The sequence below is a fragment of the Pseudomonas syringae group sp. J309-1 genome (assembly GCF_032582135.1).
GTDB lineage: Bacteria > Pseudomonadota > Gammaproteobacteria > Pseudomonadales > Pseudomonadaceae > Aquipseudomonas > Aquipseudomonas quasicaspiana.
Genome location: NZ_JAWHNU010000004.1, coordinates 1 through 19825 on the forward strand (window position 1 = coordinate 1; position 19825 = coordinate 19825).

Genomic DNA, 19825 nt, shown 5'->3' on the forward strand with positions numbered 1-19825 from the left:
GTTGGCTCCTACAGGGTCATCCGTTTGCTTAGCGACAGCGAGGTGTCAGGGATACCGGGACCACTCCCACAGGGATTTCGCGCTATTTCAGAATAAAAAATGGCGCCGGTGAGGGCGCCATTTTTTGTGCTGCGTTCTGCCTGTTACTTGCGTTTCATCGACAGGAAGAACTCGTCGTTGGTCTTGGTCTGCTTCAGCTTGTCGATCAGGAACTCGATAGCAGCGACTTCGTCCATCGGGTGCAGCAGTTTGCGCAGGATCCACATACGTTGCAGCTCGTCATCGGCGGTCAGCAACTCTTCGCGGCGGGTGCCGGAGCGGTTGATGTTGATGGCCGGGAACACACGCTTCTCAGCGATCTTGCGATCCAGAGGCAGCTCCATGTTGCCGGTGCCTTTGAATTCTTCGTAGATCACTTCGTCCATCTTCGAGCCGGTTTCAACCAGCGCGGTGGCGATGATGGTCAGCGAGCCGCCTTCTTCGATGTTCCGTGCTGCGCCGAAGAAACGTTTCGGTTTCTCCAGAGCGTGGGCATCGACACCACCGGTCAGTACCTTGCCGGAGCTAGGAATCACGGTGTTGTAAGCACGAGCCAGACGGGTGATGGAGTCGAGCAGGATCACCACGTCTTTTTTGTGTTCGACAAGGCGCTTGGCCTTCTCGATCACCATTTCAGCAACCTGTACGTGACGGGTTGGTGGTTCGTCGAACGTCGAGGCAACCACTTCGCCGCGCACGGTGCGCTGCATTTCGGTTACTTCTTCCGGACGTTCATCGATCAGCAAAACGATCAGATGCACTTCCGGGTTGTTACGCGTGATGTTCGACGCGATGTTCTGCAGCATGATGGTCTTGCCCGCTTTTGGCGGAGCAACGATCAGGCCGCGCTGGCCTTTACCGATCGGTGCGCACAAATCGATCACACGGCCAGTGAGGTCTTCAGTGGAACCGTTACCGGCTTCCATCTTCATGCGCACGTTCGGGAACAACGGCGTCAGGTTTTCGAAGAGGATTTTGTTCTTCGCGTTTTCCGGACGGTCGTAGTTGATCGTGTCGACCTTGAGCAGTGCGAAGTAACGTTCGCCTTCTTTCGGTGGACGGATCTTGCCAACGATGGTGTCGCCAGTACGCAGGTTGAAGCGGCGGATCTGGCTCGGCGAGACATAGATATCGTCCGGGCCGGCGAGATAGGAAGCGTCTGCAGAGCGCAGGAAACCGAAGCCGTCCTGGAGGATCTCCAGCACGCCATCACCGGAAATTTCCTCGCCGCTTTTGGCGTGCTTTTTCAGCAGGGAGAAAATCACATCCTGCTTGCGCGAACGGGCCATATTTTCTATGCCCATCTGTTCGGCCATTTCGAGCAGATCGGTAATCGGCTTTTGCTTGAGTTCAGTCAGATTCATAGGGGAATGACGTAATCATGTAGGGAGGGGAAAAATTAAGCTTTTTGGGCTTAATGAGGCCGCGCCGCAGAGAAGGCGACAGGATCGCGTACTAAATCGAAAGGAGAGCGTCGGCGACGGCTAGCAGGGGGCAACGGAGAAGCCGTTGCGGGGCCGAATGTACCACTTGATTTTCGAGACGTCTAGTATGACGCCAGAAAAAAAGCCCCGCAATTTGCAGGGCTTTGATACATCAGATGTTAGCGTCGAGGAACGCTGCCAACTGAGACTTCGACAGCGCACCCACTTTGGTGGCTTCGACGTTGCCATTCTTGAACAGCATCAGCGTCGGGATACCACGCACGCCATGCTTGGCCGGGGTTTCCTGATTTTCGTCAATGTTCAGCTTGGCGATAGTCAGCTTGCCTTTGTAGGTTTCGGCGATTTCGTCCAGAACCGGGGCAATCATTTTGCACGGGCCACACCACTCAGCCCAGTAATCAACTAGTACAGCACCGTCAGCCTTGAGGACGTCGGCTTCAAAGCTGGCGTCGCTGACATGCTTGATAAGGTCGCTACTCATGGAGTTCTCCGAGTTAGTAGGCTAAAAATCGTGGCCCATCATAGCGGGCCTTGCCCCGTTCAGGAAGTCGGCTTTGATTGAGTCTGGCTATAGACGTCCATGAATCTGGTTATAGGGGGAGGTTTTTAGTGAGGCCGATCTTCAACCAACGTGAAACTTCAGCCTCAATGCAATTTTTAGGAGCTGCCGAAGGCTGCAATGGCGATGTATCAGAATGAACGCTTCGCAGCCTTCGGCAGCTCCTACAGATACGTGTGTTGGCGGCGGATTAACGCCCTAGCTCGCTGGCGAAACAAACACGATCCCGGTTCGTAGCGCCGCATTACGAATGTGCTCGTGCATGGCCTTTTGCGCGGGGCCTGAGGAGTGGCGGACGAGGGCGCGGAGGATCTTGCGGTGCTCCTGCCAGGTCTCCATGGCTCTTGAGGGGCGGATGAAAGGCATCTTCTGGCTCTCAAGGAAGATATCGGCTCCCGCGGTGATAATGCCGAGCATGGCCTGGTTGCCGCTGGCGATCAGGATGTGTCGATGAAACTCGAAATCCAGTCGCGAGGCGGCTTCGAAATCCCCGGCGCGCAGTTCCAGACGCATCGCTTCGACGTTGTCTTCTAGGACGTCACGCTCATCGGCGGTCAAGGTCACCGCAGCCAGCCCGGCAGCAAAGCCTTCCAGCGCATAACGCAACTGAAACGTATCGGCCGGTGAAACGTGTTTATCGAAAGGCCAGGAAAAACCACCTGTGCGCTTTTCTGGTTCAGAAATAGCCTGAACAAAGACGCCTTTGCCTGGCTGCACGCTGATCACGCCAAGTGCGCTGAGCGACGACAACGCTTCGCGCAAGGATGCACGACTGACGCCCAGCAACGCGGCGAGATCACGCTGCGAGGGCAGGCTGTCACCCGGCATATAGCCTTGCTCGACGATCAATTTGCGGATCGCTCTCAGGGCTGATTCGGGTACGGCAAGTGGGCTATGGGGCATCACTGTTCAGGCCAGTCAGTCCGCGAAAAGTCCCTTTTATAACCATCCGTGCATTCCGGCAAGCGACGCCCAAGCCTAGGGCGGTCGGGCTTATCGGCGCTCCAAAGCGGGGCGTGACAAGGTCTTACTGGTCGGACCAGTCAGGCCGAAAAAAGCCGCGACGCCTTGGTTTATGGCTCCGAATCAACGGATGGCATGGGCTGTGCACTGAGGATCGGACAAACACCTTTCGTCCTTCACGGAGTCTTCCTATGACCAAGCGTTACAGCGCTCTGCTTACTGCCCTGTTTGCCAGCCTCATGCTCAGCCAGGCACCAGCCCACGCCGATGGTCTGGACGACGTCGTGAAACGCGGCACGTTGAAAGTTGCGGTTCCACAGGACTTCCCGCCGTTCGGCTCGGTGGGCCCGGACATGAAGCCTCGTGGCCTCGACATCGACACCGCGAAGCTGATCGCTGACCAGCTCAAGGTCAAATTGGAACTGACGCCGGTCAACAGCACCAACCGTATCCCGTACCTGACCACCGGCAAGGTGGATCTGGTGATCTCCAGTCTCGGCAAGAACCCTGACCGCGAAAAAGTCATCGACTTCTCCAAGGCCTACGCGCCTTTCTACCTGGCGGTATTCGGTCCACCTGAAGCGTCGATCAAAGGTCTGGACGATCTGAAAGGCAAAACCATCAGCGTGACCCGTGGTGCCATCGAAGACATCGAGCTGACTGCTGTTGCACCGAAAGAAGCGACCATTAAGCGCTTCGAAGACAACAACTCCACGATTGCGGCCTATCTGGCTGGTCAGACTGACCTCATCGCCAGCGGCAACGTGGTGATGGTTGCGATCAGCGAGAAGAACCCGAAGCGCATCCCTGAGCTGAAAGTGAAACTCAAGGATTCGCCGGTCTACGTCGGCGTGAACAAAGGTGAGGCGACGTTGCTGGCGAAGGTCAACGAAATCATTGATGCCGCCAAAAAAGACGGCGCACTGGAGAAGAACTCCCAGACCTGGCTCAAGCAGCCTCTGCCCGCTGACCTCTGATAGCTGCTCACTGATTTCGGAGGCTGCCAATGGCTTACAACTTTGACTTTGTACCGGTCATGCAGAACGCCGATCTGCTACTGCGCGGGGCGCTGTTTACCCTGGAGTTGACCGCCATTGGCACTGTGCTCGGGGTTGGTCTGGGTATTGTCGGTGCCATCGTGCGGGCCTGGAAGATTCAGCCGTTCTCGGCGATTTTCGGGGTCTACGTTGAGCTGATACGCAACACGCCGTTCCTGGTTCAATTGTTCTTTATCTTCTTCGGGCTGCCGTCTCTGGGCCTGCAGATTTCCGAATGGCAGGCCGCTATTCTGGCCATGGTGATCAATCTGGGTGCTTACTCGACGGAGATTATCCGCGCAGGCATCCAGGCGATTCCCAAAGGTCAGCTTGAAGCCGCCGCCGCATTAGCGATGACTCGCTTCGAGGCGTTCCGCTACGTCGTATTGATTCCAGCGCTGGGGAAGGTCTGGCCGGCACTGAGCAGCCAGATCATTATCGTGATGCTCGGTTCGGCAGTCTGTTCGCAGATTGCCACCGAGGAGTTGAGCTTCTTCGCCAACTTCATTCAGTCACGTAATTTCCGCGCCTTCGAGACGTACATCGTCACGACGCTGATTTACCTCTTTATGGCGCTGATGGTTCGCCAGCTTCTGGCCTGGATCGGTCGTCGCTACATTTCGAGGAAAGGCTGATGGATTTCACCCTTTGGGATGTTGTGCGCAACCTGCTCACCGGTTTGCAGTGGACGCTGGCCCTTTCGCTGGTGGCATTCATTGGTGGCGGTGCGATTGGGCTGCTGGTCATGTGCATGCGCATTGCCAAACTCAATGCGCCAAGAGTTATTGCCAAGGTCTACATCGAACTGTTCCAAGGCACGCCTCTGCTGATGCAGCTATTCCTGGTTTTTTTCGGTGTGGCTTTAATGGGCTTGGATATTTCGCCTTGGGCCGCTGCTGCGCTGGCTTTGACACTGTTTACCAGCGCGTACCTGGCTGAGATCTGGCGCGGTTGCGTCGAGTCGATCGCCAATGGCCAATGGGAGGCGTCTGCCAGTCTCGCGATGACCCCGCTGGAGCAACTGCGTTACGTGATTCTCCCTCAGGCGCTGCGTATTGCCGTCGCGCCTACGGTCGGGTTCTCGGTGCAAGTCGTCAAAGGCACTGCGGTGACTTCAATCATTGGTTTTACCGAATTGACCAAAACCGGCGGCATGCTCGCCAACGCTACGTTCCAGCCCTTCATGGTGTATGGCTTCGTCGCTCTGGGCTACTTCATGCTCTGCTATCCCCTGTCCCTCAGTGCCCGTTACCTGGAAAGGAGACTGCATGCCTCTGCTTAGAATTTCCGCGCTGCATAAATACTACGGCGACCACCACGTCCTCAAAGGCATCGATCTGACGGTTGAAGAAGGTCAGGTCGTGGCGATCATCGGCCGTAGTGGCTCGGGTAAAAGTACGCTGCTGCGTACGTTGAACGGGTTGGAGTCGATCAACGACGGCGTTATCGAAGTCGATGGCGAGTACCTGGACGCCGCCCGTGCGGACCTGCGCTCGCTGCGGCAGAAAGTCGGCATGGTATTCCAGCAGTTCAACCTGTTTCCGCATTTGAGTGTTGGCGAGAACGTGATGCTGGCACCGCAGGTGGTGAAGAAGGTTTCGAAAGCTGAAGCCAGAAAGATTGCCAAAGAGATGCTGGAACGTGTCGGGCTGGGTGAGAAGTTCGACGCTTTCCCTGATCGTCTGTCAGGTGGCCAGCAGCAGCGCGTTGCGATTGCTCGTGCGCTGGCGATGTCGCCGAAGGTCTTGCTCTGCGATGAAATCACCTCGGCGCTGGACCCGGAATTGGTCAACGAAGTGCTGAGCGTGGTGCGCCAACTGGCGAAGGACGGCATGACGCTGATCATGGTGACCCACGAAATGCGTTTCGCCCGGGAAGTGGGCGACAAGCTGGTGTTCATGCACCAGGGCAAAGTGCATGAAGTGGGCGATCCGAAGATTTTGTTCGCTAACCCGAGAACGCCAGAGCTGGCGAATTTTATCGGGTCGGTGGAGCAGGGGGCTTAAGACGACTGCGCCACATTCCCTGTGGGAGCGAATTTATTCGCGAAGACGGTTGGGCAGGCGATAGATATGTATTGGATGTATGGGCCTCTTCGCGAATGAATTCGCTCCCACAGAGACCGCGCTTCCCCGTAGGACCGGCTAAAGCCAGTCCTAAGGGGCGCTTGCTTAAAGACGCAACAACGTCTTCCACGCACGGCTCTGGAACACGACGATGGTCTGCTGCACACGAGCATCCAGCACTTCATCGCTGATCGGCTGTTCAGCGAGGTGCACCAGCTTGTTCAGCTCACCATACAACCGATCCAGCTCCGGCAGATCCAGTGCGCCACGGGCGTGGTGCAGCCAGGCCTGAATGCGTTCGATACGCGGCAGTTGTTCGGCGAGATCTTCCGGTTGCTGCTGATAGCGACCCAGTTGCAATGCCGTGGCTTCATCGGCCAGAAAGCGCGGCAACCAACTGTCCAGTTGTGCAGCGCCCTGGCGATTGCCACGGTTATTGCGTTCAACCGTCCAGCTACGTGCCAGCAACCAACGCGACGTGGTCAGCGAGAACAGGCCCCAGCGCGGGTCTTGCAGCTCTTCAAGGAACTGCTCGTGAGCTGCGCCACGTACATCCTCATCTTCCTGGCCCGCTTGAACCAGCGGACGCCAGTCTTCCAGCAAGGCATCCAGCGAGGAACGCAGTTCGCTGCTGGTGCTGCGTGGTGCTGCCTGGCCGAGGCTGCCCGTCAGCGCGCGCAACTCCGTGAGCAAGGCAACCCAGTCCTGAAGCAAGCGCCAGTGGCCGTTGAAACGGTACTGCTCGGCCAGACGCTGGCTGCTGCCCAACAGGTGCAAGGCCAGTGCGGCGTAAGCGTCATCCAGCGGCATTTCAGCGTGGAACTGCGGAGCAGGCAGCGTCAGCGAGTAGCTGTTGGCGTCCAGCAGACGATAGCCGCGCTCGGCTTTGCTGATGTCGCACGGCATCAGTGGCAGGGTCACGGCCAGCTCAGCGGCAAGCTCCAGCAGTGCAGACGGATCGCCTTCGCGCAATTCCAGCTCCAGCTCGCAGATTTCTTCCTTCTGCTTGCCTGCCACTACGTGACCAAGATCGAGTGCTGCTTCGATCACCACCTTGGTTTTACCGCGGCCCCAGGCGATTTCTGCACGCTCACGGACGAAATCGGTAGTGAATAGCGGCTTGATGGTTTTCTTGTCCAGATCGGCCAACTGCTCAGGCCAGCATTCACCGTCGAGCTTTTTCAGATCCAGCTTGGCCTTGGGCAGGTCCCAGTTGAATTCGTTACGCTCGGAAAAACCGGCAACGCTTTGGCCGCGAGTCTTCATGGTCTGAATGATCTGATCGCCATCACGACGTACACGCAGCGCAACCTTGGCGTTGGCCAGATCGCGCTCTGGTGTATCGAAATACTGATTGGACAGCTCCACGCTCTCCCAGCCGCTCTTGTTACGCTTCTTCAGCAACGGGTGATCGCGCAGTGCAGCGAGGGTTTCGCGGCTGACGCGGAGTTTGATTTCTGTTTCTTTCTGCATGGCCGGGAATCCAGACGCTTGTACTGATAAACGGGGTGCAGCCGGTTGTTGCGTGGCTACTTAGGGTGAGCAGTGTACAGGACATGGCCTTTAAGCTGCCCGCTAAGCTCTCTTGTCGCGTCCATATTGCTTCGGCGGGCGCATTTAAGTAGAGTTGGGTCTTCGAAGCGACTGACCGGATGAGATTGAGCGCTTCCCAGCGGCGAAAGCCGTACTCGCGCAAGGCGGGTCGAGAGTGGTGTCCGGATCTGCTTTACCGCATACGAAAAGGCGCCCTTAACTGGCGCCTTTTTTCGTTTTACCGCCGTGTTGAAGTCGGCTGGTGCAGATATGTCTTGCCGCACAGCAGGACAAAGGCGATTGGCCCTTTTAGCTTTGGTCCCTCGTTTCGCTTATCACCGTGGTAAGCGCTTTCTACTATCAGGTTCAAATCCTGCCACTGACGTCGTTCACGGCTAGCTCGGCGGATTTCAAAAAATACGTAGTAAGGGCCGGATGGGGAGTCGACCGTAATCGAATAGCACCAATTGCGCTCTGCTGCAGTTTCCCAAACCTTGGCTTTTGGATGCCCAAGACTTTCAATCAATGGACGTAAATGGCGGGATAATTCGTATCTGATGGGGCAAAAGGATCTCGGTCGCTGTGTCTGCGAATCGATGATGGGTTCACCGTTGGCGTGCAACGCGGGATCATAAGCCTTGCTGAAGCAGTGAGTAGAAAACGTTACGTGAACCCGCAGGTCGCGCTTCGCCAGTTTGCTATCGACCACAAAAGTAAAGGGCTCAAGGTGCGAGAGTTCGTAGCGTTCAGCGCCTGTCGGCGTAGATGAAAAATAAGACATTACGCTCGCCAACCTTCAGAGCGCAGATTTTATCCCATGGGGGTGAAACGGCTTTGAGTGAAAACGCGACGTGTCGTTGTTGAATTGCCCTTCATCATTGTGAGGATTCGTCTTTTACCCCTTTCAAACCGCCCTTAACGGTTTATTCCCACCGCCCGATAGCCCTATGATGGTCGGCACGCTCTCCCGTTAAAGGAATCGCACATGCCCTTGCCGTCCATGAAAGATCAATTCGCCGCGTTGATTGCCGCACCTTCGGTGAGCTGCACCCAGCCGTCACTGGATCAGTCCAACCGTGCGGTGATTGATTTGCTGGCCGGTTGGCTGGGCGATCTGGGTTTTGCGTGCGACATCCAGCAGGTTTCGCCGGGCAAGTTCAACTTGCTGGCCAGTTTTGGCAGTGGCCCTGGCGGGTTAGTGCTGGCCGGGCACAGCGATACGGTGCCATTCGATGAGGCCCTGTGGAGAACTGATCCGCTGAAGCTGACCGAAGTTGATAATCGCTGGGTCGGGCTGGGCAGTTGTGACATGAAAGGTTTCTTCGCGCTGATCATCGAAGCCGTGCAGCCATTGCTGGATAAACCGTTCAAGCAGCCGCTGTTGATCCTCGCTACCTGTGATGAAGAAAGCTCCATGGCAGGCGCTCGTGCGTTGGCTGAAGCGGGGCGGCCGCTGGGTCGTGCGGCCGTGATCGGCGAGCCAACGGGCCTCAAGCCGATCCGTCTGCATAAAGGCGTGATGATGGAGCGCATTGATATTCTCGGGCGCAGTGGCCATTCTTCTGACCCAAGCCTGGGGCACAGCGCGCTGGAAGCAATGCATGATGCGATCAGCGAGCTCAAAGGTCTGCGCAAGCAATGGCAGCTTGAGTATCGCAATCCGCAGTTCAGCGTGCCGACGCCCACCCTGAATTTCGGCTGCATCCACGGCGGGGACAACCCGAACCGGATTTGCGGTCAGTGTTCACTGGAGTTCGACCTGCGCCCGCTGCCAGGCATGGACCCCAGCGTGCTGCGCGCCGCGATCCGCCAGAAGCTGGAGCCACTGGCCGAATTGCATCAGGTCAAAATCGACTACGCGCCTTTGTTTCCCGAGGCACCGCCATTCGAGCAGGCCGCCGATGCGGAACTGGTGCGGGTTGCCGAACGTCTTACGGGGCATCGCGCCGAAGCAGTAGCATTCGGTACCGAAGCCGCTTATTTTCAGCGTCTGGGATGCGAAACGCTGGTGTTGGGCCCTGGGGATATTGCCTGTGCGCATCAACCGGGCGAGTATCTTGAAATGTCACGTTTGCAGCCTACAGTGCATCTGTTAAGCCAGTTGATTGAACATTATTGCCTGAACCCGCAATGAGTCGGGTCATGCCAGAGAGAGAATTAAGGAGAGTGCGCGTGCAGCCATGCTTGTTCCGACGATAACCACCACACGGTTGTGAGTGTTTCTGTCTTTCGTCCTTTTATCAGCAGGCTCTTCAGGTTATGCACGAATACGTCAATTGGCTTCGCCACGCTTCTCCTTATATCAATGCCCACCGTGAACGCACCTTCGTCGTGATGTTGCCCGGTGACGGCGTTGAGCACCCGAACTTCGGCAACATCGTCCACGACCTGGTGCTGCTGCACAGTCTCGGCGTGCGTCTGGTGCTGGTTCACGGCTCACGTCCGCAAATCGAAAGCCGCCTGGCCGCTCGGGGGCTTACGCCGCAATATCATCGCAACCTGCGCGTGACGGATGCCGCAACGCTGGACTGTGTCATCGATGCGGTTGGCCACTTGCGCCTCGACATCGAAGCGCGTCTGTCCATGGACATGGCCGCCTCGCCGATGCAGGGCTCGCGCTTGCGCGTGACCAGCGGCAATCTGGTCACCGCACGGCCCATTGGCGTCTGGGAAGGCGTGGATTACCAGCACACCGGCGAAGTGCGTCGGATCGACCGCAAAGGTATCAACCGCCTGCTGGACGAGCGCCATATCGTGCTGCTGTCGCCAATCGGTTATTCGCCAACCGGCGAGATTTTTAACATCGCCTGCGAAGACGTTGCTACCCGCGCCGCTATCGATCTGGGCGCCGACAAGTTGTTGCTGTTCGGTGAAGAGCGCGGCTTGATGGACGAGCAGGGACGGTTGGTGCGTGAGCTGCGTCCGCAGCAAGTACCGGCGCATATCCTGCGTCTTGGCAGCAACTACAACTATCAGGCTGAATTGCTGGATGCTGCTGCTGAAGCCTGTCGCGGTGGCGTAGGTCGTAGCCATATCGTCAGCTATGTCGAGGATGGAGCGCTGCTCACCGAGCTGTTCACCCGCGACGGTGGCGGTACGTTGGTTGCGCAGGAGCAATTCGAACTGGTCCGCGAAGCGGCGATTGAAGATGTCGGCGGATTGATGGATCTGATTACGCCCCTGGAAGAGCAGGGCATTCTGGTGCGTCGTTCCCGTGAAGTGCTGGAGCGCGAGATTGAGCAGTTCAGCGTGGTCGAGCGCGAAGGCTTGATCATCGCCTGTGCGGCGTTGTATCCGATTGCTGACTCCCAAGCAGGTGAGCTGGCCTGCTTGGCGGTTAACCCTGAATACCGCCATGGCGGCCGCGGTGATGAGTTGCTGGAGCGCATCGAAACCCGAGCTCGTGAACAGGGCTTGAAGACACTGTTCGTACTCACCACGCGCACGGCGCACTGGTTCCGCGAGCGCGGTTTCGAGCCAAGCAGCGTAGATCGCCTCCCTGCTGCCCGTGCGTCACTCTATAACTTCCAGCGTAATTCGAAGATTTTCGAGAAGGCGTTGTAAGTCTAATTGAGTGCAGATCAACCCTGTGGGAGCGAATTCATTCGCGAAGGGGTCAGTAAGGCGGGTACAAATCTCTCGCCTGAAAGACCGCCTTCGCGGATGAATCCGCTCCCACCGGGATTGGATTTCAACTCACATCAATCAGTTACTAATCCGCAAAATACTCGCCTGATACGCGCCGACGAAGGTGTCGAAATCCACCGGTTCTTCGGTTTGCTCCAGCTCTGCCTGTTCGGCAATCGAGGTGCTGGCGAGCGCTTCGAAGTGCGCCTGCTCTTCAGCGCTCAGCGGCTTGCTGCGGAAGTATTCGGCGTGCGCACGGCTCTGACGCAGCGAGAACGCCGTAAAGCCTTCATTGTGCTGCTTCATGCTCGCCAGCACTTTCGCCGATGGGGTCAGTGACGCGTCATCGACCTTGGCTTGTTGCGCCGCGATGGATTCAACGTGTTCGTCAGTGCCTTGGGCCTGATCCAGCAATTGCGCGATGGGTTTGATCTTCTCCAACAGCTCGGAGGCCCATGCCTTCAGGTCGATGGTGTCGTCGTTGCGATTGAGTTCCAGGCCTGGGCGGCGTCCTTCCTTGACCACTGTCAGGAAATTCGATGCAGCGTTACGGCATTCGTTATTGGCCAGTTGCGGGCTTTCCTGCAGGGCGCAGTACAGCACGAACGCGTCGACGAAACGGGCTTGCTGCAGATCGATGCCGGTTGGCAGGAACGGGTTGATGTCCAGGCAGCGAACTTCAACATATTGCACGCCGCGGGCGACCAGCGCCTGAATCGGGCGCTCACCCGAATAAGTCACGCGCTTAGGGCGAATGTTGGAGTAGTACTCGTTTTCGATCTGCAACACGTTGGTGTTCAGCTGAACCCATTCGCCTTCAGCGTTATGCGTGCCCACTTCGACATACGGCGCGTACGGCGTAGCGACCGCTTTACGCAGGCTGTCGGTGTAACTGATCAGGTCGTTGTAGCAAGGCGTCAGGTCGGCCTGTGCATTGCTTTGATAGCCAAGGTCGCTCATGCGCAGGCTGGTTGCGTAAGGCAGATACAGCGTGTCGGCGTCGAACTGTTCAAGCTTGTGGGCGCGGCCACGCAGAAAGCCTGCATCCAGCGCCGGAGAGGCCCCAAACAGGTACATCAGCAGCCAGCTGTAGCGACGGAAGTTACGGATCAGGCCGATGTAAGCATGAGATTGATAGTCGCGGGCATCGCCCTCGAAATCCTCGGTTTGCTTGAGCAGAGGCCAGACGCTTTCCGGCAGCGAGAAGTTGTAGTGGATGCCGGCAATGCATTGCATGGTCTTGCCGTAACGCAGGGCCAGGCCTTTGCGATAGACGTACTTGAGCTTGCCGATATTCGAGGTGCCGTAATAGGCAATCGGAATGTCTTTTTCATCCGGCAGCGGACACGGCATCGACGGGCTCCAGAGGAGCTCGTTACCCAGCTTGTTGTAAGCAAAGCGGTGGATCTGATCCAGGCTGGCCAGGGTTTCAACCGGGTTGGCCAGTGCCGGAGTAATGAATTCCAACAGCGATTCGGAATAGTCCGTGGTGATCTGACCGTGAGTCAGCGCTGCGCCCAGGGCTTGCGGGTGCGGTGTCTGCGCGAGCTGTGCATCGCCGGTTACGCGCAGGCATTCGCGCTCAATACCGTGCAGGCACTGCTCCAGCAGGGAGAGGTTAGTGCGCTCGCTAAGCAAAGCCAGGCGGCGGTTGAGAAGTTCGCTCAAGTTGGATTCCTTCACGCGTCAGTCGCCCCAATATGGGGGTGGATGTGACGGTGTACAAGGGTGAGGATTAACTGGCGATGTCGCCTGGTTTGGTTCTGCGACGCCATTACCGATAGCTCATTCTGGCCACAGCGCGCATGGAAAATTCCGACACTTATTCAATAGCGCCGAAATTACCTTAATTTGGCCTGTCTGTACTAGACGACAGCGAACGTGCCTTGTGCTTTGGCGACAAGTTTCTCGCCTTGCAGCACTTCAGCTTCAACCACCAGCGTGCGACGGCCCGCGTGCAGCACCTTGGCGACGCACAGCACTTCGCCCTCCGATACCCCACGCATGTAGTTGATTTTGCATTCGATGGTCACGCTGCGCTGATCGAACCCGTGGGAGCTGGAACAGGCCAGCCCCATGGCGATGTCGACGAGGCTGAAAATCGCCCCGCCGTGCATCACATTGCCTCGATTACGCAGATGATCGTCCAGCGGCAAGGCCACTTCGGCGACGCCCACGTCCAGGCGGCGCAGCTGACAGCCTATCGCCCGGAAGTAAGGGCTTTCGGTGTAGCCCGCCGGAATGTCCATTAGCGCTTCTTCAGCTGTTTGGCGTTGGCGAACAAAGAAGCCATGGCGTTGTTGGCCGGTGCCGCTGTCGCAGTTTCCTTGCGCGGTGCGCTGCTCTGCTGCTGGCGCGGTGCCGAGCCAGGGCGCGAGCCACGAGCGCCATCGACTTTCTCGCCCGGTGTGTCGCTCATGCGCATCGACAGGCCCACGCGTTTGCGCGGGATGTCGACTTCCATGACCTTGACCTTGACGACATCGCCGGCCTTGACCGCTTCACGCGGGTCTTTGATGAATTTCTCGGACAGCGCCGAGATATGCACCAGACCGTCCTGATGCACGCCGATGTCGACGAAAGCACCGAAGTTGGTGACGTTGGTCACAACACCTTCGAGGATCATGCCTGGCTGCAGGTCTTTCAGATCCTCCACGCCGTCCTGGAATTCGGCGGTCTTGAACTCGGGACGCGGGTCGCGGCCAGGCTTCTCAAGCTCTTGCAGAATGTCGGTGACAGTTGGCAAACCGAAGGTTTCGTCGGTGTACTTTTTCGGGTCCAGACGCTTGAGGAAGCTGGCGTCGCCGATCAGCGAACGGATGTCCCGGTCTGTTTCGGACGCGATGCGCTTCACCAGCGGATAGGCTTCCGGGTGAACGGCCGATGAGTCCAGCGGGTTATCGCCATTCATGACGCGAAGGAAGCCAGCAGCCTGTTCGAAGGTTTTTTCGCCCAGACGCGGGACTTTTTTCAGCGCCGCGCGGGATTTGAATGCGCCGTTTTCATCGCGGTGCGCCACGATGTTCTGCGCCAGTGTCGTGTTGAGGCCGGAAATCCGTGCCAACAGGGCTACCGAAGCGGTGTTCACGTCCACGCCGACGGCGTTTACGCAGTCCTCGACGACAGCGTCCAGGCCACGCGCGAGCTTGAGCTGTGACACGTCGTGCTGGTACTGACCGACACCGATGGATTTCGGATCAATTTTCACCAGTTCGGCCAGCGGATCTTGCAGGCGGCGGGCGATAGACACCGCGCCACGGATCGATACGTCCAGATCCGGGAACTCCTTCGCAGCCAGCTCGGACGCGGAATAAACCGATGCGCCTGCTTCGGAGACCATGACCTTGGTCATTTTCAGGCCTGGATACTTTTTGATCAGTTCGGCGGCCAGCTTGTCGGTTTCGCGGCTGGCGGTGCCGTTGCCGATGGCGATCAGGTCTACCGCGTGCTTGGCGCAGAGTGCAGCCAGCACAGCGATGGTCTGGTCCCACTGGTTTTTCGGAACGTGCGGGTAAACCGTGGCGTAATCCAGCAGCTTGCCGGTGGAGTCGACCACTGCGACCTTGCAACCGGTGCGCAGGCCCGGGTCCAGCCCCAGTGTGGCGCGTGGGCCAGCTGGTGCGGCGAGCAGCAGGTCGTGCAGGTTATGGGCGAAAACATTGATCGCTTCGGTTTCCGCGCCATCGCGCAGCTCACCCAGCAAGTCGGTTTCCAGATGACTGTAGAGCTTGACCTTCCAGGTCCAGCGCACCACTTCGGCCAACCACTTGTCAGCCGGACGGTTCTGGTTTTGCAGGCCAAAACGCTCGCCGATCATCAGCTCGCACGGGTGCATGGTGCCGGGCAGTTCTTCACCGACTTTCAGCGCCGAACTGAGGAAGCCTTCGTTGCGGCCACGGAAAATAGCCAGTGCGCGGTGCGACGGCATGCTTTTCAGCGGTTCGTCGTGTTCGAAGTAATCACGGAACTTGGCGCCTTCTTCTTCCTTGCCGGGCACTACACGAGCACTGATCACGGCTTCCTGCTTGAGGAAGCTGCGCAGTTTGTCCAGCAGGCTGGCGTCTTCGGCGAAACGCTCCATGAGGATGTACTTCGCGCCTTCCAGCGCCGCTTTCACGTCGGCAACGCCTTTTTCTGCGTCCACAAAGCGTGCGGCTTCGGCTTCCGGGCTCAACGTCGGGTCGTTGAACAGGCCGTCGGCCAATTCGCCAAGGCCTGCTTCCAGTGCGATCTGGCCCTTGGTGCGGCGCTTTTGCTTGTAAGGCAGATACAAGTCTTCGAGGCGGGTCTTGGTATCGGCGAGTTTGATATCGCGGGCCAGCTCCGGGGTCAGCTTGCCTTGCTCTTCGATGCTGGCAAGGATGCTGATGCGGCGCTCGTCGAGTTCGCGCAGGTAGCGCAGGCGCTCTTCAAGATGACGCAGTTGCGTGTCATCGAGGCTGCCGGTCACTTCTTTGCGGTAACGGGAAATGAAAGGCACGGTAGAGCCTTCATCCAGTAGGGCGACGGCCGCTGCGACCTGTTGTGGGCGTACGCCAAGTTCTTCGGCGATGCGGCTGTTGATGCTGTCCATGAGACCACCTGGAGTTGTGAGCAAAATACCTGATTACAAAGTGGCCGCGAGCTGCGCTGGCCGACTTTCGCAAGAATACTGTCGAGCTGCCATGTTCAGGCGCTGCCTGACTTTGAGGGCGGCGCATTATACCCAGCGGAGTCCGTTTAGGGGATGAGCCGACAAAAGCACTGTTTTTGCTCGGGGAAAGCAAGGCGTGAGTGGCAGCCCCGGTAAAATCTGCTAACAATGCACACGGTGCGTATCACAGCAGCTACGCCATAATGCGGGCCGAGATCAAAGGAGCATCTGAATGAGCAGCACTGCACAAACTGCCGAAGGCGAAAAAATCCTTATTGTTGATGACGATCCGGGTTTGAGCAGCCTGTTAGAGCGTTTTTTCACCAGCAAGGGTTATCGTGCCCGTGCTGTGGCCAACGTTGAGCAAATGGATCGCTTGCTGGCCCGCGAAGTTTTCAATCTTGTCGTGCTTGACCTGATGCTGCCGGGCGAAGACGGGCTGTCAGCCTGCCGTCGTCTGCGTGCCGCAAACAATCAAGTACCGATCATTATGCTGACCGCCAAGGGCGATGAGCTGAGCCGTATCAAAGGCCTCGAACTGGGCGCTGACGATTATCTGGCCAAGCCTTTCAACCCTGACGAACTGATGGCGCGTGTCAAAGCTGTATTGCGTCGTCAGGCCGCCCCTGTACCGGGCGCACCGGGCAGCGAAGACGAGTCTGTCACCTTTGGTGATTACGAGTTGTCCCTGGCGACTCGCGAACTCAAGCGTGGCGATGAGGTACACATGCTCACCACTGGCGAGTTTGCGGTGCTCAAGGCGCTGGTGATGCATGCTCGCGAACCGCTGACCCGCGACAAGCTGATGAATCTGGCCCGTGGCCGTGAATGGGATGCGCTGGAGCGCTCGATCGACGTACAGATTTCCCGTCTGCGTCGTCTGATCGAGCCAGATCCTTCCAAACCGCGCTACATTCAAACGGTCTGGGGTGTTGGTTATGTATTCGTTCCGGACGGTGCGGGTACACGATAATCGAGCGCTTTTAGGAGCACAGCCCCCTGTGGTGATTGCCAGTCACGTCGATAGTCCCGAACAGGGCTATCGACGTTTTGGTTTTCGTTGATCTGGCGTCGGGTTGTCGTTCGCGTTTCGCAAACCTGCGAGCCTGGCTCGCTCCTGCAAAGTGTATAGCTGCAACTATGAAAACCCCGCTCTGGTTCCCGCAAAGCTTCTTCTCCCGCACCCTTTGGCTGGTGCTCATCGTCGTGCTGTTTTCAAAGGCGCTGACCCTGGTTTATCTGTTGATGAACGAGGACGTGCTGGTCGACCGGCAATACAGCCACGGTGTCGCGCTGACCCTGCGTGCCTATTGGGCGGCCAATGAGAATGACCGGGAAGCGATTGCCGATGCGGCAGGCCTGATCCGCGTAGTGGGCGGCGGCGTGCCGGAAGGTGAGCAGCATTGGCCTTACAGCGAAATCTATCAGCGGCAGATGCAAGCAGAGCTGGGCGCCGACACCGAAGTGCGTCTGCGTGTGCATGCGCCGCCTGCGTTGTGGGTCCGGGCACCAAGCCTGGGCGATGGCTGGTTGAAAGTACCGCTGTATCCGCACCCATTACGTGGCCAGAAAATCTGGAGTGTGCTGGGTTGGTTCCTTGCGATTGGTTTGTTATCCACAGCCTCGGCGTGGATCTTCGTCCGGCAACTCAACCAGCCTCTTAAACGCTTGGTGTTTGCCGCGAGGCAGTTAGGGCAGGGGCGCAGCGTGCGGCTGCCGGTCAGCGACACGCCTAGTGAAATGACCGAGGTTTACCGCGCCTTTAACCAGATGGCCGAAGATGTCGAACAGGCCGGGCAGGAACGGGAGTTAATGCTCGCGGGCGTTTCCCATGACCTGCGAACCCCATTGACCCGTTTGCGTCTGTCGCTGGAGTTGATGAAGTACGAAAACGAACTGACTGAAGGGATGGTCCGCGACATTGAAGATATGGATGCCATCCTTGATCAGTTCATGGCGTTCATTCGCGACGGGCGTGATGAAGAGATTGAAGAGGTCGACCTCAGCGAGCTGGTGCGTGACGTCGTGGCGCCGTTCAACAATCCCGAGAACCCTGAAGAGCAGATTCGTCTGTGCCTTGAGCCGATTCCGCCGTTCCCATTGCGACGCGTTTCAATGAAGCGATTGCTCACCAACCTGATTGGCAACGCCATGCACCACGCAGGCAATGGCATTGAGGTTGCGGCTTATGTGTCCGGCGACACCAGTGCGCCTTATGTGGTGCTGAGCGTTCTGGACCGTGGGACCGGGATTGACCCGTCGGAGCTTGAGGTGATTTTCAACCCGTTCATTCGCGGTGATCGTGCCCGAAGTGGCAAAGGGACCGGGCTGGGATTAGCCATCGTCAAACGCATCGCGGCAATGCACGGCGGCAACGTCGAATTGCGTAATCGTTCGGGCGGTGGGCTGGAAGCGCGAGTGCGCTTGCCGTTGGGGCTGATGTTGCCGAGAGGGGCGGTTTAAGCGCAGCTTCAAGCTTCAAGCTTCAAGCTGTAAGTTAAAAGCCTAAAGCTGCAGCAGGCCTGCGAGGCTTGCTTGCAGCTTGCAGCTTGCCGCTGCAGTCAACCCTTCCCTTTGGTCCGCGTCATATGCGGGCCGCTGTTCTTCTCCAGGTACTCGATGATCATCCCGGCCACGTCCTTGCTGGTGGTCACTTCAATACCTTCCAGCCCCGGCGACGAGTTGACCTCCATCACCAGCGGCCCGTGATTGGAGCGCAGGATGTCGACACCGGCGACGCTCAAACCCATGACCTTGGCGGCGCGGATGGCGGTCATGCGTTCTTCTGGCGTGATCTTGATCAGGCTGGCGCTGCCACCACGGTGCAGGTTGGAGCGGAATTCGCCGGGTTTGGCCTGGCGCTTCATCGAAGCAATGACCTTGTCACCGACCACGAAGCAGCGGATATCCGCGCCACCCGCCTCCTTGATGTACTCCTGAACCATGATGTCTTGCTTGAGACCCATGAACGCCTCAATTACCGACTCGGCGGCCGTTGCTGTTTCGCACAGCACCACGCCAATACCCTGGGTGCCTTCCAGCACCTTGATGACCAGCGGTGCGCCGTTGACCATCTGGATCAGGTCAGGGATATCGTCCGGAGAGTGAGCAAAGCCTGTCACCGGCAAACCGATCCCGCGACGCGAGAGCAGTTGCAGAGAACGCAGTTTGTCCCGCGAACGGGCGATGGCTACCGATTCGTTGAGCGGGAAAACGCCCATCATTTCAAACTGACGCAACACAGCGCAGCCATAAAAAGTCACTGAAGCACCGATCCGCGGGATCACCGCATCGAAGCCTTCCAGCGGTTTGCCGCGATAGTGAATCTGCGGCTTGTGGCTGGCGATATTCATGTAGGCACGCAGGGTGTCGATCACCACCATCTCATGGCCACGTTCAATACCAGCTTCGACCAGACGACGGGTTGAATACAGACGCGGGTTACGCGAAAGCACAGCGATCTTCATGCAGCACCTGTGGCAGAGGTAGTCGAGACCGGAAAAACCGGTTTGTCCTGAACGTAGGTAATGCCTGGATTGACGACCAGTTGGCCATCGATCAAGGCGTTGGAGCCGAGTAGCAAGCGATAACGCATTGCTTTGCGGCAGGCCAGCGTGAATTCCACAGGCCAGACGCGATCACCCAAAGCCAGGGTGGTGCGAATGACATAGCGGACTTGTGCATGACCGTTAGAGCTTTTTATGGTTTTCATGGCGACCAGCAGCGCTTCGCAACGGCGATGGCGCAACTGGACCACAGTGCCCAGATGAGCGTTGAAGCGAACCCACTTCTGGCCGTCGCGTTCAAAAGGCTCGATCTCGGTGGCGTGCAGGCTTGACGTACTCGCCCCGGTATCGATTTTCGCCCGCAGGCCTGCCACCCCAAGATCGGGCAACGCCACCCACTCGCGCAGGCCGATGACT

18 protein-coding genes are annotated in these 19825 nt (G+C 57.9%); 8 read left to right on the top strand and 10 right to left on the bottom strand.

The features are described from left to right. Window positions 1–143: 143 nt before the first annotated feature. The 3 genes from rho to RX972_RS03115 all read right to left on the bottom strand — a co-directional run bounded on the left by rho (window position 144) and on the right by RX972_RS03115 (window position 2946). Window positions 144–1403: a transcription termination factor Rho gene (gene rho, locus RX972_RS03105; RefSeq protein WP_024689162.1), complete on the bottom strand. Its 1260-nt coding sequence runs from the start codon at window positions 1401–1403 to the stop codon at window positions 144–146. A gap of 232 nt (window positions 1404–1635) precedes the next feature. Continuing rightward, window positions 1636–1965 carry a thioredoxin TrxA gene (gene trxA, locus RX972_RS03110; RefSeq protein WP_005792406.1) on the bottom strand — a complete coding sequence of 110 codons (330 nt, stop codon included), beginning with the start codon at window positions 1963–1965 and terminating at the stop codon, window positions 1636–1638. Between the two features lie 276 nt (window positions 1966–2241). Further along, complete coding sequence (locus tag RX972_RS03115) at window positions 2242–2946, bottom strand: FadR/GntR family transcriptional regulator (protein WP_027902692.1); 705 nt, start codon at window positions 2944–2946, stop codon at window positions 2242–2244. Between the two features lie 251 nt (window positions 2947–3197). On the opposite strand from RX972_RS03115, the gene RX972_RS03120 reads away from it, so the two are divergent. From RX972_RS03120 to RX972_RS03135, 4 genes are read left to right on the top strand one after another with little or no spacing between them, the layout of a single operon-like run. Further along, entirely contained in the window at window positions 3198–3983 is a 786-nt protein-coding gene (locus RX972_RS03120; RefSeq protein WP_099268378.1) for a transporter substrate-binding domain-containing protein, read from the top strand. A 29-nt stretch (window positions 3984–4012) separates the two neighbouring features. After that, window positions 4013–4678, top strand: a complete 666-nt coding sequence (locus RX972_RS03125; RefSeq protein ID WP_027902694.1) for an amino acid ABC transporter permease — start codon at window positions 4013–4015, stop codon at window positions 4676–4678. Further along, complete coding sequence (locus RX972_RS03130) at window positions 4675–5325, top strand: amino acid ABC transporter permease (RefSeq protein ID WP_176560593.1); 651 nt, start codon at window positions 4675–4677, stop codon at window positions 5323–5325. Before RX972_RS03125 ends, RX972_RS03130 begins: the two co-directional genes overlap by 4 nt. After that, window positions 5312–6049 (top strand): amino acid ABC transporter ATP-binding protein, encoded by a 738-nt coding sequence (locus RX972_RS03135; RefSeq protein WP_027902696.1) that lies wholly within the window; start codon window positions 5312–5314, stop codon window positions 6047–6049. Before RX972_RS03130 ends, RX972_RS03135 begins: the two co-directional genes overlap by 14 nt. A gap of 165 nt (window positions 6050–6214) precedes the next feature. Here RX972_RS03135 and RX972_RS03140 read toward each other — a convergent pair whose 3' ends face one another. Together RX972_RS03140 and RX972_RS03145 are read right to left on the bottom strand one after the other, a co-directional pair. Continuing rightward, window positions 6215–7582, bottom strand: a complete 1368-nt coding sequence (locus tag RX972_RS03140) for an inorganic triphosphatase (RefSeq protein WP_122706531.1) — start codon at window positions 7580–7582, stop codon at window positions 6215–6217. A gap of 298 nt (window positions 7583–7880) precedes the next feature. Continuing rightward, on the bottom strand, window positions 7881–8423 hold the full coding sequence (locus RX972_RS03145; protein ID WP_099268380.1) for a hypothetical protein: 543 nt from the start codon (window positions 8421–8423) through the stop codon (window positions 7881–7883). Window positions 8424–8627: 204 nt separating this feature from the next. Between RX972_RS03145 and argE the strand changes: the two genes are divergently transcribed. Then, a complete protein-coding gene (gene argE, locus RX972_RS03150; RefSeq protein WP_316872531.1) occupies window positions 8628–9776 on the top strand; it encodes an acetylornithine deacetylase in 1149 nt (382 codons plus the stop codon). Between the two features lie 125 nt (window positions 9777–9901). Beyond that, on the top strand, window positions 9902–11206 hold the full coding sequence (argA, locus tag RX972_RS03155; RefSeq protein WP_231675381.1) for an amino-acid N-acetyltransferase: 1305 nt from the start codon (window positions 9902–9904) through the stop codon (window positions 11204–11206). A 141-nt stretch (window positions 11207–11347) separates the two neighbouring features. On the opposite strand, the gene gshA is transcribed toward argA, so the two are convergent. From gshA to RX972_RS03170, 3 genes are all read right to left on the bottom strand, one after another. After that, window positions 11348–12937, bottom strand: a complete 1590-nt coding sequence (gene gshA, locus RX972_RS03160; protein ID WP_263269204.1) for a glutamate--cysteine ligase — start codon at window positions 12935–12937, stop codon at window positions 11348–11350. Between the two features lie 197 nt (window positions 12938–13134). After that, window positions 13135–13518 (bottom strand): PaaI family thioesterase, encoded by a 384-nt coding sequence (locus tag RX972_RS03165; protein WP_049827192.1) that lies wholly within the window; start codon window positions 13516–13518, stop codon window positions 13135–13137. After that, window positions 13518–15842, bottom strand: a complete 2325-nt coding sequence (locus tag RX972_RS03170) for a Tex family protein (protein ID WP_099268385.1) — start codon at window positions 15840–15842, stop codon at window positions 13518–13520. Before RX972_RS03170 ends, RX972_RS03165 begins: the two co-directional genes overlap by 1 nt. A gap of 292 nt (window positions 15843–16134) precedes the next feature. Between RX972_RS03170 and ompR the strand changes: the two genes are divergently transcribed. Further along, complete coding sequence (gene ompR / locus RX972_RS03175) at window positions 16135–16875, top strand: two-component system response regulator OmpR (RefSeq protein WP_027902703.1); 741 nt, start codon at window positions 16135–16137, stop codon at window positions 16873–16875. 167 nt (window positions 16876–17042) lie between these two features. Beyond that, window positions 17043–18365: an ATP-binding protein gene (locus tag RX972_RS03180; RefSeq protein ID WP_316872532.1), complete on the top strand. Its 1323-nt coding sequence runs from the start codon at window positions 17043–17045 to the stop codon at window positions 18363–18365. A gap of 98 nt (window positions 18366–18463) precedes the next feature. Here the strand turns inward: RX972_RS03180 and rimK are convergent, their stop codons facing one another. After that, the gene (gene rimK / locus RX972_RS03185) at window positions 18464–19369 is read right to left on the bottom strand and encodes a 30S ribosomal protein S6--L-glutamate ligase (protein ID WP_020293260.1); all 906 of its coding nucleotides are present in this window, start codon (window positions 19367–19369) and stop codon (window positions 18464–18466) included. Continuing rightward, entirely contained in the window at window positions 19366–19815 is a 450-nt protein-coding gene (locus RX972_RS03190) for an ATP-dependent zinc protease (RefSeq protein WP_176470003.1), read from the bottom strand. Before RX972_RS03190 ends, rimK begins: the two co-directional genes overlap by 4 nt. Window positions 19816–19825 lie beyond the last annotated feature (10 nt).

Excerpts from the sequence above, each read along its gene's own strand:
- rho (WP_024689162.1), bottom strand. The coding sequence starts at position 1,403 with ATGAATCTGACTGAACTCAAGCAAAAGCCGATTACCGATCTGCTCGAA.
- trxA (WP_005792406.1), bottom strand. The coding sequence starts at position 1,965 with ATGAGTAGCGACCTTATCAAGCATGTCAGCGACGCCAGCTTTGAAGCC.
- RX972_RS03115 (WP_027902692.1), bottom strand. The coding sequence starts at position 2,946 with ATGCCCCATAGCCCACTTGCCGTACCCGAATCAGCCCTGAGAGCGATC.
- RX972_RS03120 (WP_099268378.1), top strand. The coding sequence starts at position 3,198 with ATGACCAAGCGTTACAGCGCTCTGCTTACTGCCCTGTTTGCCAGCCTC.
- RX972_RS03125 (WP_027902694.1), top strand. The coding sequence starts at position 4,013 with ATGGCTTACAACTTTGACTTTGTACCGGTCATGCAGAACGCCGATCTG.
- RX972_RS03135 (WP_027902696.1), top strand. The coding sequence starts at position 5,312 with ATGCCTCTGCTTAGAATTTCCGCGCTGCATAAATACTACGGCGACCAC.
- RX972_RS03140 (WP_122706531.1), bottom strand. The coding sequence starts at position 7,582 with ATGCAGAAAGAAACAGAAATCAAACTCCGCGTCAGCCGCGAAACCCTC.
- RX972_RS03145 (WP_099268380.1), bottom strand. The coding sequence starts at position 8,423 with ATGTCTTATTTTTCATCTACGCCGACAGGCGCTGAACGCTACGAACTC.
- argE (WP_316872531.1), top strand. The coding sequence starts at position 8,628 with ATGCCCTTGCCGTCCATGAAAGATCAATTCGCCGCGTTGATTGCCGCA.
- argA (WP_231675381.1), top strand. The coding sequence starts at position 9,902 with ATGCACGAATACGTCAATTGGCTTCGCCACGCTTCTCCTTATATCAAT.
- RX972_RS03165 (WP_049827192.1), bottom strand. The coding sequence starts at position 13,518 with ATGGACATTCCGGCGGGCTACACCGAAAGCCCTTACTTCCGGGCGATA.
- RX972_RS03170 (WP_099268385.1), bottom strand. The coding sequence starts at position 15,842 with ATGGACAGCATCAACAGCCGCATCGCCGAAGAACTTGGCGTACGCCCA.
- ompR (WP_027902703.1), top strand. The coding sequence starts at position 16,135 with ATGAGCAGCACTGCACAAACTGCCGAAGGCGAAAAAATCCTTATTGTT.
- RX972_RS03180 (WP_316872532.1), top strand. The coding sequence starts at position 17,043 with ATGAAAACCCCGCTCTGGTTCCCGCAAAGCTTCTTCTCCCGCACCCTT.
- rimK (WP_020293260.1), bottom strand. The coding sequence starts at position 19,369 with ATGAAGATCGCTGTGCTTTCGCGTAACCCGCGTCTGTATTCAACCCGT.